The organism is Methyloversatilis discipulorum (genome assembly GCF_000527135.1).
Taxonomy (GTDB): Bacteria; Pseudomonadota; Gammaproteobacteria; order Burkholderiales; family Rhodocyclaceae; genus Methyloversatilis; species Methyloversatilis discipulorum.
In genome coordinates, this window is the sequence record NZ_AZUP01000001.1 from 1,626,642 (window position 1) to 1,642,592 (window position 15,951).

General features: G+C 66.4%; 18 protein-coding genes. 10 read left to right on the forward strand and 8 right to left on the reverse strand.

The genetic code is table 11. From position 1 onward, the window contains the following. Positions 1 to 276: 276 nt before the first annotated feature. Positions 277 to 711 (forward strand): acyl carrier protein, encoded by a 435-nt coding sequence (locus METFAM1_RS20570; protein ID WP_019918980.1) that lies wholly within the window; start codon positions 277 to 279, stop codon positions 709 to 711. Positions 712 to 768: 57 nt separating this feature from the next. Then, entirely contained in the window at positions 769 to 1,242 is a 474-nt protein-coding gene (locus tag METFAM1_RS20345; protein WP_019918981.1) for a hypothetical protein, read from the forward strand. A 236-nt stretch (positions 1,243 to 1,478) separates the two neighbouring features. Here the strand turns inward: METFAM1_RS20345 and METFAM1_RS0107450 are convergent, their stop codons facing one another. The 3 genes from METFAM1_RS0107450 to METFAM1_RS0107460 all read right to left on the reverse strand — a co-directional run bounded on the left by METFAM1_RS0107450 (position 1,479) and on the right by METFAM1_RS0107460 (position 5,844). Next, the gene (locus METFAM1_RS0107450; protein WP_019918982.1) at positions 1,479 to 2,192 is read right to left on the reverse strand and encodes a PEPxxWA-CTERM sorting domain-containing protein; all 714 of its coding nucleotides are present in this window, start codon (positions 2,190 to 2,192) and stop codon (positions 1,479 to 1,481) included. A 102-nt stretch (positions 2,193 to 2,294) separates the two neighbouring features. After that, positions 2,295 to 4,811, reverse strand: coding sequence for a LamG-like jellyroll fold domain-containing protein (locus tag METFAM1_RS0107455; protein WP_024300550.1), 2,517 nt, complete (start codon positions 4,809 to 4,811; stop codon positions 2,295 to 2,297). A gap of 412 nt (positions 4,812 to 5,223) precedes the next feature. Beyond that, a complete protein-coding gene (locus METFAM1_RS0107460) occupies positions 5,224 to 5,844 on the reverse strand; it encodes a PEP-CTERM sorting domain-containing protein (protein ID WP_019918984.1) in 621 nt (206 codons plus the stop codon). A gap of 308 nt (positions 5,845 to 6,152) precedes the next feature. On the opposite strand from METFAM1_RS0107460, the gene METFAM1_RS0107465 reads away from it, so the two are divergent. Next, positions 6,153 to 6,545, forward strand: coding sequence for an MAPEG family protein (locus METFAM1_RS0107465; protein WP_019918985.1), 393 nt, complete (start codon positions 6,153 to 6,155; stop codon positions 6,543 to 6,545). Positions 6,546 to 6,579: 34 nt separating this feature from the next. On the opposite strand, the gene METFAM1_RS0107470 is transcribed toward METFAM1_RS0107465, so the two are convergent. Then, positions 6,580 to 7,212: a zinc-binding dehydrogenase gene (locus METFAM1_RS0107470; protein ID WP_019918986.1), complete on the reverse strand. Its 633-nt coding sequence runs from the start codon at positions 7,210 to 7,212 to the stop codon at positions 6,580 to 6,582. 56 nt (positions 7,213 to 7,268) lie between these two features. On the opposite strand from METFAM1_RS0107470, the gene METFAM1_RS0107475 reads away from it, so the two are divergent. Next, positions 7,269 to 7,529 carry a LysR substrate-binding domain-containing protein gene (locus METFAM1_RS0107475; RefSeq protein WP_232419865.1) on the forward strand — a complete coding sequence of 87 codons (261 nt, stop codon included), beginning with the start codon at positions 7,269 to 7,271 and terminating at the stop codon, positions 7,527 to 7,529. Here METFAM1_RS0107475 and METFAM1_RS0107480 read toward each other — a convergent pair. Continuing rightward, complete coding sequence (locus METFAM1_RS0107480) at positions 7,526 to 8,023, reverse strand: ribonuclease HI family protein (protein ID WP_019918988.1); 498 nt, start codon at positions 8,021 to 8,023, stop codon at positions 7,526 to 7,528. The genes METFAM1_RS0107475 and METFAM1_RS0107480 overlap by 4 nt on opposite strands. A gap of 135 nt (positions 8,024 to 8,158) precedes the next feature. Between METFAM1_RS0107480 and fabI the strand changes: the two genes are divergently transcribed. The 5 genes from fabI to METFAM1_RS0107505 all read left to right on the forward strand — a co-directional run bounded on the left by fabI (position 8,159) and on the right by METFAM1_RS0107505 (position 12,939). Then, entirely contained in the window at positions 8,159 to 8,944 is a 786-nt protein-coding gene (gene fabI / locus METFAM1_RS0107485) for an enoyl-ACP reductase FabI (protein ID WP_019918989.1), read from the forward strand. Positions 8,945 to 9,058: 114 nt separating this feature from the next. Further along, a complete protein-coding gene (locus tag METFAM1_RS0107490; RefSeq protein ID WP_019918990.1) occupies positions 9,059 to 9,673 on the forward strand; it encodes a LemA family protein in 615 nt (204 codons plus the stop codon). Between the two features lie 4 nt (positions 9,674 to 9,677). Continuing rightward, positions 9,678 to 10,514 carry a TPM domain-containing protein gene (locus METFAM1_RS0107495; RefSeq protein ID WP_019918991.1) on the forward strand — a complete coding sequence of 279 codons (837 nt, stop codon included), beginning with the start codon at positions 9,678 to 9,680 and terminating at the stop codon, positions 10,512 to 10,514. Position 10,515: 1 nt separating this feature from the next. Continuing rightward, positions 10,516 to 11,010, forward strand: a complete 495-nt coding sequence (locus METFAM1_RS0107500; RefSeq protein ID WP_024300552.1) for a TPM domain-containing protein — start codon at positions 10,516 to 10,518, stop codon at positions 11,008 to 11,010. Positions 11,011 to 11,052: 42 nt separating this feature from the next. Then, on the forward strand, positions 11,053 to 12,939 hold the full coding sequence (locus METFAM1_RS0107505; protein ID WP_019918993.1) for an ABC transporter ATP-binding protein: 1,887 nt from the start codon (positions 11,053 to 11,055) through the stop codon (positions 12,937 to 12,939). A gap of 1 nt (position 12,940) precedes the next feature. On the opposite strand, the gene METFAM1_RS0107510 is transcribed toward METFAM1_RS0107505, so the two are convergent. The 3 genes from METFAM1_RS0107510 to earP form a co-directional block, all read right to left on the reverse strand. Further along, the gene (locus METFAM1_RS0107510; protein WP_019918994.1) at positions 12,941 to 13,192 is read right to left on the reverse strand and encodes a hypothetical protein; all 252 of its coding nucleotides are present in this window, start codon (positions 13,190 to 13,192) and stop codon (positions 12,941 to 12,943) included. A 594-nt stretch (positions 13,193 to 13,786) separates the two neighbouring features. Next, positions 13,787 to 14,344, reverse strand: a complete 558-nt coding sequence (gene efp, locus METFAM1_RS0107515) for an elongation factor P (protein WP_019918995.1) — start codon at positions 14,342 to 14,344, stop codon at positions 13,787 to 13,789. A gap of 80 nt (positions 14,345 to 14,424) precedes the next feature. Continuing rightward, on the reverse strand, positions 14,425 to 15,555 hold the full coding sequence (gene earP / locus METFAM1_RS0107520; protein WP_019918996.1) for an elongation factor P maturation arginine rhamnosyltransferase EarP: 1,131 nt from the start codon (positions 15,553 to 15,555) through the stop codon (positions 14,425 to 14,427). 115 nt (positions 15,556 to 15,670) lie between these two features. On the opposite strand from earP, the gene METFAM1_RS0107525 reads away from it, so the two are divergent. Continuing rightward, entirely contained in the window at positions 15,671 to 15,880 is a 210-nt protein-coding gene (locus METFAM1_RS0107525) for a hypothetical protein (protein ID WP_019918997.1), read from the forward strand. The last annotated feature ends 71 nt before the right edge of the window (positions 15,881 to 15,951 follow it).

The following is a 15,951-nucleotide window of genomic DNA, read 5'->3' on the forward strand; positions in this document are numbered from 1 at the left end:
TTACGTCGCTTCGCTATTGCGGCTCGTGTCGCGCCAAAAGAATCATTGTTCCCCTCAAGAACGAGATCACAGGCTGGCGCTGCGTAGCTTGCAATACCTTCCGCACTGATCCAGCGAGAAAGAGGGGTGATGAAACGACCGCAAGGCAATCGAATGGAAATCGGTTGGGCAAGCCTGAGTGGCGCGATGGTCTCTAACATCGCGCTCAGAACCGCTCCCTTCGGTCGCTTGGACGCGACGCAAGCGGCGCGCCATTTAGCTCAACGTTAGGGCGCAATGACAGTCGCGCTTTCAGCTCTCGCTGGGATTGCCGTAGTGGCCTTTGTCGTTTGGTCGGTTCGGCGCGAATCCAAAGCGAAGGAGAAAAAAGTCCAAGAGACATTCGCCGGCCGTGAGTCGCTTACTCCGGATGAGTTCTATGATCGTTACTTTCTCGGCCAAGGCGTCGCACCAGAGGTTGTTTCAGGAATTCGCAAAATCCTTGAGGAACAGCTTGCCGCTGATATGTCCCGCCTTCGCGCAGAGGACGATTTTTCAAAGAACCTCAGTTTCTTCTGGGACTTTGACTCAATGGCCAATGTCGAAATCGTGCTCGCAATTGAGGAGCACTTTCAAATCAAGATCGCAGATCCGGAGGCAGAGAATACGCACACGGTATCTGAGTTGGTACAGTTGGTTTCCAGCAAAATCGGGAGGCCAAGTGCGCCCTAACCCGGCAGTCAAGCGGGACGCGCCTTCGGCGCGCCCCTTACTTTTACGTTCGGCATCATGAAATTTCAGCGCGTTCAGTACGCCAAGCTCAATGCGCGGCAACAGGAGGCGTACAACTTCCAGAAGGTGTCCGGAGTTCTGGCTGACTACGGCTTCACAACCATTCGGCTATCGGATGACTGGCAGAGCGCAGACTTTATTGCACAGCACATTGACGGCCAGCAGTTCTTGAAGGTCCAGCTCAAAGGCCGATGCACCTTAGCGAAGAAGTACATGGGTAAGGACCTGCACATCTGCTTTCACGACCAAGGAGCTTGGTATTTGGCTCCGCATGACGAGTTGCTGGAGTGGGCGCAACAAAACACGAATATCACAAACACGGAGTCGTGGAATACCGCCGGCCTGTATTCGTTTCCTTACTTATCGGCTGCATTGAAGCAGCGCCTTGAATCGTATCGGCTCGGTGGCGCCGAACCATCGGTTCCTCCCGAAGACCGGGCGGTCGAAAACGGCAGCCAGAGCGGCACGTAAGCCGGAGAGATCCGCCGTCTGTCATTATTCAGTCGCGCGGTCCTGGTCAAGACACCGCGATTGGAATTCCACGCCCCTCGGACACATCGCCAGCGAAGTGCGTGCGCGATATCCGGGCGACACGCCGTAGCCAGGAACGCCGCTTCTCGTCCGGTCACCATCTTCCGCCCGCGGACTAAAAAAAGCCGGAAGAGCTCACGCCCCTCCGGCTTCTTCACTGCGACTCCGCCCCGGAATCAGTCGCGTGTACGACGACGGGCGGCAGCACCGATCAGGCCGAGGCCAGCGATCAGCATCGCGTAGGTTTCAGGTTCGGGCACGGCGGCGATCGCGAAGTTGTCGAGCTGCAGCTGGCTGCTGGCTGTGTAGTCGAGCACATCGACCACGCCGACGCCCAGCGTGACCGAACCGCTGCCGGTGAACACGTATTCGAAGGTCGACCAGCCGGTATGGGCGGCGTACGGCGTGTTGCCGGACGGGGCGGCCGAGGCGGCGGTGCCCAGATCGATGCGCTGGCCGCCGATCACGACGAAGGCGTAGTCCAGACCGAAGCCGGTTTCCGCGATATCCATGGTCGACAGCATCCAGTCGAAGCTCAGGCGATCGCCGGCCGACACGTTGAAGGTACGCAGCAGTGCCGAACCTTCAGTGGCCTGCGACAGTGCGTCGCCGTCGAGCGCGCCCAGCGGCAGGCTCAGGCCCTGCTCGAGCCCGTCGGGCATGCCGGCTGCCAGCGGATCGTGGCCCGACAGGTTCAGCGCGAGACCGATGTCGTCCTCGAAGGTCGCGCTGGCGGTGGTCAGTGCGACCGTGCCATTGACGAGGGCGACGTCGCCCAGCGCCGTCCAGCCTGACAGGCCGTTGTCGAAGGTGTCGCTGAAGGTGGCGGCGGAGGCAAACGGCGCTGCAAATGACAGTGCGAGCGCGGGGATCAGTGCTTTCAGTTTCATGATTCAGTCCTTGGTCAGTCGGTTTGTCGGGCGGGCCCGCGGTGGCAACCGGGTGGCCCGCCCTCTTTCAGCTCAGTGCAGTGCGTTACGTGCGCGGATCACTCAGTAGGCGAAGTTGGCGGCGGCGGCGGCCTGGGCAGCGCTCAAGCCGCGCAATACGACCAGGTTGCGGAAGGCGCCCGCGCCGGCGTCGACCTGCACGACTGCGCCGGCGGCGCTGTCGATCACGCGCACCCGGCCGTCGGCCAGCGCGTCGGCACCGCGGTAGCCGACCGACGTCAGCACGCCACGCAGATTCAGCTTGTCCTCGCCCGGCACGAAGTCGGTGATGGTGTCCACGCCGTCGCGCAGCGAGCGATAGACGAAGGTGTCCGCGCCGCCCTTGCCGGTGATCGTGTCGGCCGCCGCATTACCGACGATGAGGTCGTCGCCGTCGGTGCCGCTGATGGCCTGACGGCCGCCGCTGCCGCTGACGCGCGTCTTGCGCGCGGTGAGCCACTGTTCCGGCGTCAGCGCGCCTTCGGTGATGCGCACTTCGTTGATGCAGCCGAGGAAGCCGTTGGCGCTGCCGCCGGCCGTGGCGTGACCGCCGATCAGCCAGGGCGTGCCGGCGAAACCGGCGACGCCGTCGGCCGCCTGCACGTTGCGCAGCACCGGCGCGCCGGCGACGTACATCGTCGTGTCGCGGCTGACCGGGTCATTGACGATGGCGACGTGCTGCCAGGTGTCCAGCATGATTTCGCCGGACCAGTTGGTTTTCGAGTTGTAGGTGTTCTCGGTCAGGTAGGCGCACGACTTGCCGGTACCCGGGATCGGGTCGCCGAACACCGCGTTGCTGCACTGGATGCTGCCGGTCGCGGTGCGGGTGTTGAAGCGGCCGTTGGCGCCGTAGCGCACCTGGGCGGTACCGGGGAAGGAGCAGGTCTGGTTCTCGCCAGCGCAGCTCACCCAGGCGGCACCACCGGTGAAGATGGTCGGCTCCCACTGGAATTCGCGCAGGTTGGACACCGCGAACTGCAGCGTGGACGAGCCCTTCCAGCCGCCGAGGAAGCCCTGCAGGTCGCCACGCGTGCCGAAGCGGGACATCACCGTCATCCACTGGTTGCTGGCGGCGGTCCAGTCCTTCGAGAACTTGACGATGGCTTCGACGGTGTAGCCCTTGCGCAGCATGTCGTCGTTCAGCGGCGCACCCTGCAGCGTCTGGAAGAAGCTCTGGCGCACGCCCTGGTTGGTGTTGGCGTCGAAACACACGCTGCCCTTCGCGGCCGACAGAGCGTGGTGGTCGTCCGACCACTTCGCGTCCTCCAGCAACGCGCCGCGTTCCAGCGGCACGCGCACCAGCGGATTGCGGCCCGTCATGTCTTCGACCCGGCCACCGTCGGCGACCGGCGAGCCCGGCGTACCGGTGAAGCGCCAGTGCGCCAGCGTGTTGGGGGCGCGCGCAAAGTCGTCGGCATCGAAGGGCTCGACCGGAATGGTCGGCTCGATGTCGTCGTACTCGGCGAGGATAAGTTCGCGCACGGTCTCGACCAGCGGTTGCTCGCGGTTGTCCTGGCCGGCGGCGAACTGCGGGTTGAAGCGGCGGAAGCGCTCGGCGAAATTCATCGGAATCGAGAACTCGTTGTTCTCGTCGGTCAGCACCGCAACGTCGAACTGGTTCAGCGTGTTCTGCGGCTTCTGCGGTACCCAGGGCGAGAAGGACAGCGCCTTGATCTGGTTGGCGCCGAGGTCGAACTCGTACACGCGCATGTAGCCGTTGCCGCCCTGATAGGCCATCTGGTAATCGACGACGAACTGCTCGACCTTGTTGCCGAAGTCATTCACCCGCGTGGTGCGCGCAGCGCCGTGGTTGTGGCCGTTGATCACCATGAAGATCTGGTCGTTGTCGCGGATCAGGCGTTCCCACAGCAGTTCGCTGTAGGGCGTCTGCTTCGCGGTCTTGCCGTCGCTCTCGATCGCCAGCGCATCGTGCGTGGTGACGATGACAGGCAGCGTCGGGTTGGCGCGGATCACCTCGCGTGCCCAGGCGAAACCGGCGTCGGACACGCGCCACGACAGTGCCAGCACCATGAAGCGCTGACCCTGCGCTTCGAACACGTGGTACTCGTGGAAGCCGCTCGCATCGCGACCGCCGAAGGTGGCGTTCTGCTGCGCGCGGGTAGTCGGGAACCAGCGCAGATAGGGCTCGTTCGCCAGGTTGCGCTGCGCGTCCGTGCAGTCGCTCTGGCTGCCGTTGTAGCCGCAGCCATTGGTCACGTCGTGGTTGCCGGCGAGGATGGAATACGGCAGGCCGGCCTGCTCCAGCACCTTCATCGCGGTGTCGGCCACGCCCCACTGCGCCGGCTTGTCCTGCTGGTCGACCACGTCGCCGAGGTGCACGATGAACGGAATGCCCAGCGCGCGCGCATGCTGGGCTAGCCACTGGGTCTGCGCCATATACGGTTCGCTGCCGTAGCGGTTCGAGAACTGGCTACCTTCGGCAGGCGTCGCGTAGCGCGAGTAGAACTGGGTATCGGGGAGGACGGCGAGGCCGAAGCTGGACAGCGCATGGGCGGGCCCGCCCAGCGTCAGCAGGCCGGCCGAGACCAGCGCCGACACGGTGAGTTTCAACGTTGACATGAGTGCTCCAGGAATCTGTTTTTGGGGAATGCGGTTGGCGTCGGCTATGCCGCTAAACGATTCTCAAAAGCACGGATGACTATGCAATGACTCCATTGCGCGCGATGGCTAGGCCGATCGGCTTATCGGTATGCCGGCGGGCTGGGCGGGGTATAGGTGAAATCCGCGCGGGACGGCGGAACTGCGCTGCGGCGCTTCACGTCGTGCGGGACGAACGCGGCGCGCAGCGCGGCGACAACTGTGTGCATCGGGAGATCGGCACAGTCCTTCGATTCGCCGTGCCGGCATCCGGATTGCGGTTCATGGGCGGGGCCGCGCATGCAGGCGGCGGAAACGCCAGAGGACGCAGCAAGGAGGCGCCCCGAAGGAAGGGCCGCATTGCGCGGCCCTTCCTTCGCTGAGCAAGCGTGCGTCAGATCTTCAGTGCCTGCCGGCGGCGACGCGCCATCACCGCGATGGCGCCGAGGCCGGCGATCATCATCGCGTAGGTCTCGGGCTCGGGCACGGCGGCGACCGGGCTGGTCAGCGCGAAGCCGAGCTGGGCGCCGGCGAGGTTGGGAATGCCGAGGAAGCTGTTCAACGCCGCACCGGCGGTGTCGGACAGGAAGAGGTTGAGGCCGCTCAGCGTGAACAGCGGAACGTCGTTCAGCACCGTGCTGCCCACGGTCACCTGACCGAAGATGGTGTCCTGCGCCAGCGTGGTGTCGATCAGGAAGTTTTCGAGATCGACGTCGACGCCGCCGCGCGACAGACGCAGCCCGCTGCCGACGTGCTCGATCTGCGCATTGGACAGATCCGGGTCGAGGAAACCGCCGGTGATCGGGAACAGACCGACCGCATTGCCCGAGGCGTCGAAACTGAGCGAGCCGGTGCCCAGTGCGGCGACCCCGACGCCAGCGCCGACCAGCGTGGGGGTCGCGGTCAGCACGGTGACGGTGGGGCCGATCGGCGAAACCGGGGTGTTGGCGGATGCGGACAGCGGTGCTGCGGCGAGTGCCGCGAGCGCGGCGGAGACTGCAAGCTTCTTCATCATGGGACTGACGCTCCTGTGGATAGATGGATTGGAATCCGGCGGTGCCGGTGTTGTTGTCTATCCTCCCTGCACGTCCGACCGTCAGCGTCGAAGACCGGACACGACTTCGTGAGCGCACGAAGCGTTCCATAGAGCGGACCACCCCGAAGCAGGTTCCCGGGCCGTGCATGCTGTCGGAAACCGCCTACAGCCACGCCGCCGCGGGCGCCGGGCACCCGCTATCGCGGCATCGGCATGACTGCGCGACAATGCAGGCCCCGCACGGCCGCCCCCGGGCCGGCTCACCGCACACGGATCACCGAACCACCATGACCACCGCCGAACTTTGCATCCTGATCGCCTGCCTGCTGCCCATCGTCTGCGCCTGGATCGCCAAGCAGAAGGGCTTCGGCAAGCCGCGGCGCGAGGGCGGATTCGACAACCACTACCCGCGGCAGTGGCTGGCCAATCTGCAGGGCCTGCCGGCGCGGGCGCACGCGGCGCAGATGAACAGTTTCGAAGCGCTGCCCCTGTTCATCGCCGGCGTGCTGGTCGCCGAGCGCATGCAGGCCGCGCAGGGCACGATCGATGCGCTGGCGGTGGCCTTCATCGCCGCGCGTCTCGCCTACATCGGCGCCTATCTGGCCGATCGCGCGAACCTACGTTCTCTGCTGTGGGTGCTCGGGATGGGCTGCTGCATCGCGATGTTCTTCATCGGCTAAGCCCGTTCCCGGCCGGCGATCGGCGGGCGCCGTCTCACTCGATCTCGATCACGATCCTGCCGCGCGCCTCGCCCGAGCGCAGCCGCGCATGCGCGGCTTCGACGTCGTCGAGCGTGAAACGGCGGTCGTCACGCCGTACGCGCAGCGCACCGGCCTCGGCCATGCGCGCCGCTTCGGCGAGGATGGCGCCGTGGTTGGCGCGCCCCTTGCCGGTCAGCAGCGGCAGCAGCGTGAACACACCCGAATAGCTGGCGGCGCGGAAGGACAGCGGCGCCAGCGCGTGCGTGCCCCAGCCCAGACAGCTGACGACATGCCCGCCATAGGTGCGCACCGCCGCGAACGAGGCATCCAGCGTCGCGCCGCCCACCGTGTCGTACACGATGTCGAAGCCCTCGCCTGCGGTGTGCTCGGCGACGTAGTCGGCGACCGCACTGTGGCGATAGTCGATCGGCGTCGCACCCAGTCGCGCCGTCGATGCCATGTCGCCGGCCGATACCGTCGCATGGACGCGCGCGCCGCGGGCGACGGCGATCTGCACCGCGACATGGCCGACGCCGCCCGCGCCGCCATGGATCAGCACCGTGTCGCCCGCCTTCACGCTGGCCCGGTCGACCAGTCCCTCCCATGCCGTGATGAAGACCAGCGGCAGCGCCGCCGCGTCCGCCATCGACAAGGCCGCCGGCTTGTGCGCCAGCAGATCGGCATCGACGGCTGCGTGAGCGGCTGCCCCGCGCCCGCGTCGGTTTCGCCAGCAACAGCCGGGAAGCACAGGCCACGCAGTGCGCTGCCGGTGCCGGTGTGGCGGTGCTGCCCTGTCTGCTCGGCGACCGGATGTCACCGCTGCGCCGCATCGACCTCGGTGAGGCGCCGCCGGGCCGTGAGGTCTTCATCGGCTATCACCGGGATCTGCGCCCTCTGGCACGGCTGCGCGCCTTCGTCGATCACGTAACCGCACAGCTGGGCGCGCAGGACAGCCCCGCCTAGGCGGGCGACGCGCTTCGGCGCCGCCGCCCGCGACCGGGCACCGGTGCCGGCTTGTCCGGCAGGCCCAGCGCGGCGCGCGACAGCCGGTCGGCGTCGCGGTTGCGGTGGCGCGGCACCCATCTGAATTCGACCGCGTCGAAGCGCGCCAGCACGGCGTCGATGTCCTGCAGCCGGATGCGCAGCGCGTCAACCGAGGTCTGCTGCTCGCCCGTCAGGTGACGCACGACGAAATCGCTGTCGCCGGTGACCAGCACTTGACGGGCGCCTTCGGCGTAGGCGAGGTCGAGCGCCAGGCGCAGCGCCTCCAGTTCGGCTTCGTTGCTACAGCCGTGGCGGCTGCCCGGCTGCGACAGCTCGATACGCCGGCCGTCGGGCGCGACGATGAGCGCACCCAGACCGAGACGGCCCGGATTGGGCAGCGCGCAGCCGTCGAACCACAGTTGCCAGCGGTCTGCATCGGCTTGCCCGGCGTGCGGGTCGGAGGGTGAGGACACGGTGTGGCGGGGCTGTGCAAAGCTCGATGGTGCCACGCGCGGCGCAGGACCATGCGGCTGCGTGGCGACCGGGCCGGCTTCCCCTATAATCCGCCCTCCCCCAACCGGCCGGATGCCGGAATTCTGGAGACGCACATGGGCTTTCTCGCCGGCAAGAAAATTCTGATCACCGGACTGCTGTCCAACCGTTCGATCGCCTACGGCATCGCCCAGGCCTGTCACCGCGAAGGCGCGGAACTGGCCTTCACCTATGTGAGCGACCGCTTCGTCGACCGCGTGGCCAAGATGGCCGCTGAATTCGGCTCCGACATCGTGCTGCCCTGTGACGTCAGCGACGACGCACAGATCACCGGCCTGTTCGACGAACTGGCGAAGAAGTGGGACGGGCTGGATGGTCTGGTGCACTCCATCGCTTTCGCGCCCGGCGAAGCGCTGGACGGCGACTTCCTCGACGGCCTGTCGCGCGAAGCCTTCCGCATCGCACACGAGGTGAGCGCCTACAGCTTCCCGGCGCTGGCCAAGGCCGCGCGCCCGATGATGCAGGGCCGCAATGGCGCGGTGCTGACGCTGTCCTACCTCGGTGCCGTGCGCGCACTGCCCAACTACAACGTGATGGGTCTGGCCAAGGCCAGCCTGGAGGCGTCGGTGCGCTACCTCGCCGCCAGCCTCGGCCCGCAGGGCATCCGTGCCAACGCGGTGTCGGCCGGCCCGATCAAGACGCTGGCCGCCTCCGGCATCGGCAATTTCGGCAAGCTGCTGGCGTACAACGAAAAGAACGCGCCGCTGCGCCGCAACGTGACCATCCAGGAAGTGGGCAACGTCGCCGCCTTCCTGCTGTCCGACCTTGCCAGCGGCGTGACCGGCGAAGTCACCTATGTAGACGCCGGCTTCAGCCAGACTGCGCTGACCGCGGTGGATTGATCCGTTCGCTGCGGCCGGACGGCCGCAGCGTCACATCCCGCCTGTATCCTTCTTGCATCCGGGGGCGACCGCCCCCATGTTCGACCGGGTCTAACCGGTCACTGGAGGCAGGAAATGCGCAAGTTGTGGATGTCGTTGTTCGCTCTTCTCACCGTCACGCTGCTGTCCGGCTGCGGCTACAACACGCTGCAGTCGGGTGACGAACAGGTCAAGGCCGCCTGGGCCGAGGTGCTGAACCAGTACCAGCGCCGCGCCGACCTGATTCCCAATCTGGTCAATACGGTCAAGGGTTTCGCCGAGCAGGAGAAGGAAGTGCTCACCCGCGTGACCGAAGCGCGCTCGCGCGTCGGCGCCATCCAGGCGACGCCGGAACTGCTGAACGATCCGCAGGCCTTCGAACGATTCCAGGCCGCCCAGGGCGAGCTGTCGGGCGCACTGTCGCGCCTGCTGGTGGTGACCGAGAACTACCCGGACCTGAAGTCGGACGCCAATTTCCGCGATCTGCAGGCGCAGCTCGAAGGCACCGAGAACCGCATCGCCGTCGCCCGCAACCGCTACATCAAGGCAGTGCAGGAATACAACGTGACGGTGCGCTCCTTCCCGAGCAACCTGACCGCGATGATGTTCGGCCATCAGGTGAAGCCGGGCTTCACGGTCGACAACGAGGCCGAGATCTCGCGCGCGCCCAAGGTCGATTTCGGCGGCGCCGCACCCAAGCCGGCACAGTAAATAAATGAACTGGATGCGTGCCCTGCGCGCCGGCCTCGGCGCGCTGTTCCTCGTCGCGACCAGCGTCTTCGCGCAGCTCGCGGTGCCGCCGGTCGCCCGCGTCAGCGACCAGACGGCGACGCTGAGCGGTGCCGACATCGCCGCGCTGGAGCGCACGCTGCAGGACTTCGAACAGCGCAAGGGCAGCCAGATTGCGGTGCTGGTGGTGCCCACCACGGCGCCGGAGACGGTCGAGCAATACGCGCTGCGCGTGGCCGAAACCTGGAAGCTGGGGCGCAAGGGCGTCGACGACGGCGCCCTGCTGCTGGTGGCCAAGGACGACCGCGCACTGCGCATCGAGGTCGGCTACGGGCTGGAAGGAGCGCTGACAGACATCACGGCCAAACGCATCGTGTCCGACGTGATCGTGCCCTACTTCCGCCAGGGCGATTTCGCCGGCGGCATCCGCGCCGGCGTGGATCGCATGATCGGCGTCATCGACGGCGAACCGCTGCCCGAACCGTCGCGCGCCGCGGCAGGCGGTGAAGGCGGCATCGAACAGTACGCGCCCATGCTTTTCATCGTCGCACTCGGCCTCGGCGGCGTGCTGCGCGCCATGCTGGGCCGGCTGCCGGGCGCGCTGGCGACCGGCGGCGTGGTCGGCTTCATCGCCTGGATCGTGGTCGGGCTGCTGCCGATCGCCGTCGTCGCCGGCATCGTCGCGCTGGTTATCACGCTGTTCGGCGGCGGTCGCGGCATCGGCGGATTCGGTGGCGGCGGGGGCTTCGGCCACGGTGGCGGCGGCGGCTTTGGCGGCGGTGGTGGTGGATTCGGTGGCGGCGGCGCCTCGGGACGGTGGTGACATGATCGGACGTTTCTTCAGACATCTGTTCGCCCTGCCCTGGGCGCTGCGCCGCGCCTTGCCGGCGCGCACGCTGGAGGCGATCGAGCTGGCGATCGAGGCAAGCGAAGTACGCCACGCCGGCGAACTGCGCTTCGTCGTCGAGAACGCCCTGCACCCGCTGGCCGTGCTGCGCGGCCAGAGCGGGCGCGAACGTGCGATCGAGGTGTTCTCGGCGCTGCGCGTGTGGGACACCGAACACAACAGCGGCGTGCTCATCTATCTGCTGATGGCCGACCACGACATCGAAATCGTGGTCGATCGCGGCGTCCGCGCCCGCGTGCCGGACGCGCACTGGGCGGCTTTGTGCACCGAACTGGAAGCTCGCTTCCGTCGCGGCGAGTTCTACGACGGCGCGCTGCACTGCGTGCAGGCGATCACCGCGACGCTGGCGCCGCACTTTCCGGGCGCTGGCACAAAGAAGAACGAACTGCCGGACCGCGTACTTGTCCTGTAAGGTCCGGGGCCGCAGCCCGAGGGCCCCTGCGCGGAGAGCGTCTTGCTGAAGTTTTTCGAAACACGGATCGATCCCTACCCCGCCGGCCAGCCGCCGACACCGCCGCACGACCTGTTCGCCTTCCTGTGGTCGTGCACGCGGGGCATGCGCGGCTATATCGCGGCGATGACGCTGTGCACCGCGCTGATCGGCGTGTTCGAGGCACTGCTGTTCGCCATGCTGGGCGACATCGTCGACTGGCTGGGCAAGACCGAACCGGCGCAACTGTGGGCGCAGGAGGGCGACACGCTGCTGCTGCTCGCCGGCATCCTGATCGCCAGTCCTCTGGTGATCGCGCTGCAGACCCTGATCAAGCACCAGGCGCTGGCCGGCAGTTTTCCGATGCGGCTGCGCTGGAATTTCCACCGCCACATGCTCGGCCAGAGCATGAGTTTCTACCAGGACGAATTCGCCGGCCGCGTCGCCGCCAAGGTGATGCAGACCGCGCTGGCGGTACGCGACACCTGGATGATCGTGGCCGACATCCTGGTGTTCATCATCATCTACTTCGTCACCATGGTGACCGTGGTGGGTGGCTTCGACCTCGCGCTGCTGCTGCCTTTCGGCGGCTGGCTCACGCTTTACGCGTGCGCGATGGTGTATTTCGTGCCGCGGCTCGGCAAGGTGGCGCAGTCGCAGGCCGACGCGCGCTCGCTGATGACCGGCCGCATCACCGATGCCTACACCAATATCGCGACGGTGAAGCTGTTCTCGCACACCGACCGCGAGTCGGATTACGCACGCGAGGCGATGCGCGAGTTCATGCGGCCGGTCAATGCGCAGTTCCGGCTGGTCACCGGTTTCGAGGTGGTGAACCACATCCTGAGCATGGCGCTGATCGCATCGACCGCCGGCATGACCTTGTTGCTGTGGATGCAGGGCCAGGTCGGCGTCGGCGCCGTCGCGGCGGCGACCGCGATGGCGCTGCGGCTGAACGGCATTTCGCACTGGGTGATGTGGGAACTGGCGTCGCTGTTCGAACAGGTGGGCACCGTGCGTGACGGCATCAACACGCTGTCGCGCACGCACGCGGTGGTGGACCGGCCGGACGCGCAGCCGCTGCACGTAACGCGCGGCGACATCCGCATCGAGGATGTCACCTTCAACTACGAAAAGCCGCGCAACCAGGACGGTGGTGCGGTGATCGACCGGCTCACGCTGCACATCCGCCCGGGCGAGAAGATCGGTGTGGTCGGTCGATCAGGCGCCGGCAAGACCACGCTGATCAACCTGCTGCTGCGCTTCCACGACCTGCCGTCCGGCCGCATCCTGATCGACGGACAGGACATCGCGAACGCCACCCAGGATAGCCTGCGCGCGCAGATCGGCATGGTGACCCAGGACACCTCGCTGCTGCACCGCTCGGTGCGCGACAACATTCTGTACGGCCGGCCGGACGCAACCGACGCCGACATGATCGCGGCAGCAAAGCGCGCCGAGGCGCACGACTTCATCATGGGCCTGGTCGACCCCAAGGGGCGTCGTGGCTACGACGCCCACGTCGGCGAGCGCGGCGTGAAGCTGTCCGGTGGCCAGCGCCAGCGCATCGCCATCGCCCGCGTGATGCTGAAGGACGCGCCCATCCTGCTGCTCGACGAAGCGACCAGCGCGCTCGACTCCGAGGTCGAAGCGGCCATCCAGACCAGCCTGTACCGGCTGATGGAAGGCAAGACCGTGGTGGCGATCGCCCACCGGCTGTCCACCATCGCAGCGATGGACAGACTGATCGTGATGGACCGCGGTCGCATCGTCGAAGAAGGCGACCACCGCAGCCTGCTGGCCCATGGCGGGCTGTACGCCCGGCTGTGGGCGCACCAGAGCGGCGGTTTCCTCGGTGCCGAGGTAGACCCCGAAGTGGACGAAGACCCGGCGCAGCCGGTCGAGGTCTGACTCAGGCGGCGCGGCGGTCGGGGAAGGCGATCACCTCGGCGCGCCGGCGCCGTTCGATGCGCGGCGGCACCGCCTGCAGCGTCGCACCGTCGTTGTCGGCATTGCCGCCAGCCGCCTGCCAGGCCATGGTCGCGGCGAGCTGGGTTTCACATGAGATGAGATGGTACTGGCCGCACTCGATCAGTTCGAGCGGCGGAATGAATTCGGATTCGAGCGCGTTCGGCAGAAACGGCAGATCGGCAATATGTGACATGGACCATCCCCTTCGTTGTGGATGTCTGAACTCCGAGAATGCAGGCAGCATGACACGGCTGCTTGACGGAAAGATTTCAGTCTAGGAAGTCGACGCAAGGATTTCCTGTCGCAGTGCAACGAAAACGTCGATCACGGGAACCGGTCCCGGGTCTGTGGGAGCGGCCTTGGCCGCGACGCGGCTGTTGCAGTCCGCAGGCTTCGCTTCAGGCCGCTGTCGGGGTCAGAAGACCCCTCCCACAGAACCCCGGCTTCGGCCGCCGGCCGCAGATCCGGCGCACTCCCTGTGGGAGCGGCCTTGGCCGCGACACGGCCGCTGCAGTCCGCAGGCTTCGCTTCAGGCCGCTGTCGGGGTCAGAAGACCCCTCCCACAGAACCCCGGCTTCGGCCGCCGGCCGCAGATCCGGCGCACTCCCTGTGGGAGCGGCCTTGGCCGCGACGTAGCCGCCACTCGGCGCCGGCTTCGATACAGATGGCTTTCGCGATCGTAGAACCGCCCATATCGAACGGCGACGCCGGACGAAAAAAAGCCCTGCACGAAGGCAGGGCTCTTCTCGTCCGCTGACCGCCGAACGGCGCGGTCAGACCGTGCTGCTTACTTCACGCGGTTCTTGTACTCGCCGGTGCGGGTGTCGATTTCGATCTTGTCGCCGATATCGCAGAACAGCGGCACGGCCACTTCGTAGCCGGTGTTGATCTTGGCCGGCTTGAGCACCTTGCCTGAGGTATCGCCCTTGACGCCCGGCTCGGTGTAGATGATTTCACGCACCACCGAATTCGGCAGTTCGACCGAAATGGCGCGACCTTCGTAGAACACGACTTCGCAGGCCATGCCGTCTTCGATGTAGTTCAGTGCGTCGCCCATGTTCTCGGCTTCGACTTCGTACTGGTTGTAGTCGGCATCCATGAAGGTGTACAGCGGATCGGCGAAGTACGAGTAGGTGACTTCGCGGCGCTCAAGGATGACCACGTCGAACTTGTCGTCAGCCTTGTAGACCGTCTCCTGACCGGAGCCGGTCAGCAGGTTCTTCATCTTCATCTTGACGACGGCGGCGTTGCGGCCCGACTTGTTGTATTCGGCCTTGAGCACGACCATGGCGTCATTGCCGATTTTCACGACGTTGCCGGCGCGCAGTTCCTGAGCGGTTTTCATGCAGTGTTCCTGTGGGGGTTGAGGCCGCCATGCGAACCTTTGCAACCCCTGTTGCAACGCCCGTCGCGGCAAACCCGGCATTATATAGGTGTCTGATTAAACAAAACAAGCTGGCTTGCGAGGTCGCTTGTAGCCGCGAGCCGGGTCGCCCAATCCCGCGCGTGCGCGGTCAGCAGCGGCAGGTCGGCAAGCGCGGCGCGCCAGTCGGCCGGCGCGATCGCCGCCCCCCCGCTCCAGTCGTGATGCAGCGCGCGCAGGCGTGCTGCCGACGCCGGGTCGAGGCCGGCCGAGTAGCGGTCGAGAAAGGCATCGAGCTTGGGCAGATGCGCCCTCTCTTCCTGCGGATAGATGTGCCACAGCAACGGACGCGCCGCCCACTGCGCGCGGACGAAGGAATCCTCGCCGCGCACGATGTTCAGATCGCAGTGCCAGAGCAGCGCGTCGTAGTCGTCCTGGTCCATGAAAGGCAGCGCGCAGATCCGCAGCGCACCATTCCGGATTTCGTCGCCGGCGGCCAGCGGCTGCGCCAGCACACCGGTCAGCGCGGTCAGCGCCCTGCCCTCGGGCACCCATAACTGGGTCGGCAGGGCGCCTGCAGCCAGTGCGTCAACCAGGGTCGAGATCGACGGGCTTTCATAGCTGAACAGCGATACCTGGAGCGCCCCGGGCTGCGGCCGCATGCCGACGCGCGCCCAGGTTGCCTGTTGCAGCGCCGCATCCGCGCGCCAGGCGTCGCGTCGGGCGAACAGGTCGCGCTCGCGCAGCAGGCCGCCGGTGCGTGCGCTGAAGCCGGGAAAGAAGAAGTGCTTGGTCAGACCGGTGGCCGGGTCCTGCGAGGCGAGGCCGTGACAGCCGTCCGCCCAGTCTTCGGCCGTCAGGTACTCGAGATTGATCCAGCGCGGCGGCACCGGCAGCGCCGCCATCCGCGCGACGAAGGCCGGTGGCAGATGGCAGGCGAACGCCTCGATGACACAGTGCGCAGGTGCGCAGTCGGGGAGATCGTCGGTCCAGTGCCTCACATCGACGCCCGGCTCGTCAGTGCCCTGCGGCTTGATCCGCGCCAGCGCCTGCGGCGCGTCCAGCCACAGTCTGACCGTCCAGCCGTGCTCGCGCGCCAGCGCGCGGGCGAGGCGCCAGCAGACGCCGGCGTCGCCGAAATTGTCGACGACACGGCAGAACAGGTCGCAATCCGGGCGTGGCGGGTGCTGCATCGGTGAGGAATCTTCACAAAGAGGGTGCGACATGCCTTCAAGTCCGCGAGTCAAACGTCGTAATCAGCAAAGCAGCAGCGATCAACCACCGTCAAACAGTATCAGGAGTCCCGACATGTCCATGCCGCGCCCGACGTCCGAAACACTGGGTTTTCGCCATCATCGCCGTCCGCTGAAGTCGGACGAGCGCATTCCCGCCATGCCGAGCCTGCTTGACCAGATCGCGCAGATCAACGCGATGACGATGGTGGCCGAGGCCGATGGCGACGCCGACAACGACAGCTGGCCGGACGCTGACGGCGACGAGGACGACGACGGAAGCTGAGACCCGCCGGTGAGCGCCCTGCGCAGCTTGCAGACAGACACAGGCTTCATGGCGCCACCTCTTCAGTAGGC

What these genes read in the sequence shown, in the direction of transcription:
- METFAM1_RS0107490 (WP_019918990.1), top strand. Translation starts at nt 9,059, where the DNA reads ATGCGCAAGTTGTGGATGTCGTTGTTCGCTCTTCTCACCGTCACGCTG.
- METFAM1_RS0107470 (WP_019918986.1), bottom strand. Translation starts at nt 7,212, where the DNA reads ATGGCGGACGCGGCGGCGCTGCCGCTGGTCTTCATCACGGCATGGGAG.
- METFAM1_RS0107460 (WP_019918984.1), bottom strand. Translation starts at nt 5,844, where the DNA reads ATGATGAAGAAGCTTGCAGTCTCCGCCGCGCTCGCGGCACTCGCCGCA.
- fabI (WP_019918989.1), top strand. Translation starts at nt 8,159, where the DNA reads ATGGGCTTTCTCGCCGGCAAGAAAATTCTGATCACCGGACTGCTGTCC.
- METFAM1_RS20345 (WP_019918981.1), top strand. Translation starts at nt 769, where the DNA reads ATGAAATTTCAGCGCGTTCAGTACGCCAAGCTCAATGCGCGGCAACAG.
- METFAM1_RS0107525 (WP_019918997.1), top strand. Translation starts at nt 15,671, where the DNA reads ATGTCCATGCCGCGCCCGACGTCCGAAACACTGGGTTTTCGCCATCAT.
- METFAM1_RS0107495 (WP_019918991.1), top strand. Translation starts at nt 9,678, where the DNA reads ATGAACTGGATGCGTGCCCTGCGCGCCGGCCTCGGCGCGCTGTTCCTC.
- METFAM1_RS0107510 (WP_019918994.1), bottom strand. Translation starts at nt 13,192, where the DNA reads ATGTCACATATTGCCGATCTGCCGTTTCTGCCGAACGCGCTCGAATCC.
- earP (WP_019918996.1), bottom strand. Translation starts at nt 15,555, where the DNA reads ATGCAGCACCCGCCACGCCCGGATTGCGACCTGTTCTGCCGTGTCGTC.
- METFAM1_RS0107465 (WP_019918985.1), top strand. Translation starts at nt 6,153, where the DNA reads ATGACCACCGCCGAACTTTGCATCCTGATCGCCTGCCTGCTGCCCATC.
- METFAM1_RS0107450 (WP_019918982.1), bottom strand. Translation starts at nt 2,192, where the DNA reads ATGAAACTGAAAGCACTGATCCCCGCGCTCGCACTGTCATTTGCAGCG.
- METFAM1_RS0107500 (WP_024300552.1), top strand. Translation starts at nt 10,516, where the DNA reads ATGATCGGACGTTTCTTCAGACATCTGTTCGCCCTGCCCTGGGCGCTG.
- METFAM1_RS20570 (WP_019918980.1), top strand. Translation starts at nt 277, where the DNA reads ATGACAGTCGCGCTTTCAGCTCTCGCTGGGATTGCCGTAGTGGCCTTT.
- efp (WP_019918995.1), bottom strand. Translation starts at nt 14,344, where the DNA reads ATGAAAACCGCTCAGGAACTGCGCGCCGGCAACGTCGTGAAAATCGGC.
- METFAM1_RS0107455 (WP_024300550.1), bottom strand. Translation starts at nt 4,811, where the DNA reads ATGTCAACGTTGAAACTCACCGTGTCGGCGCTGGTCTCGGCCGGCCTG.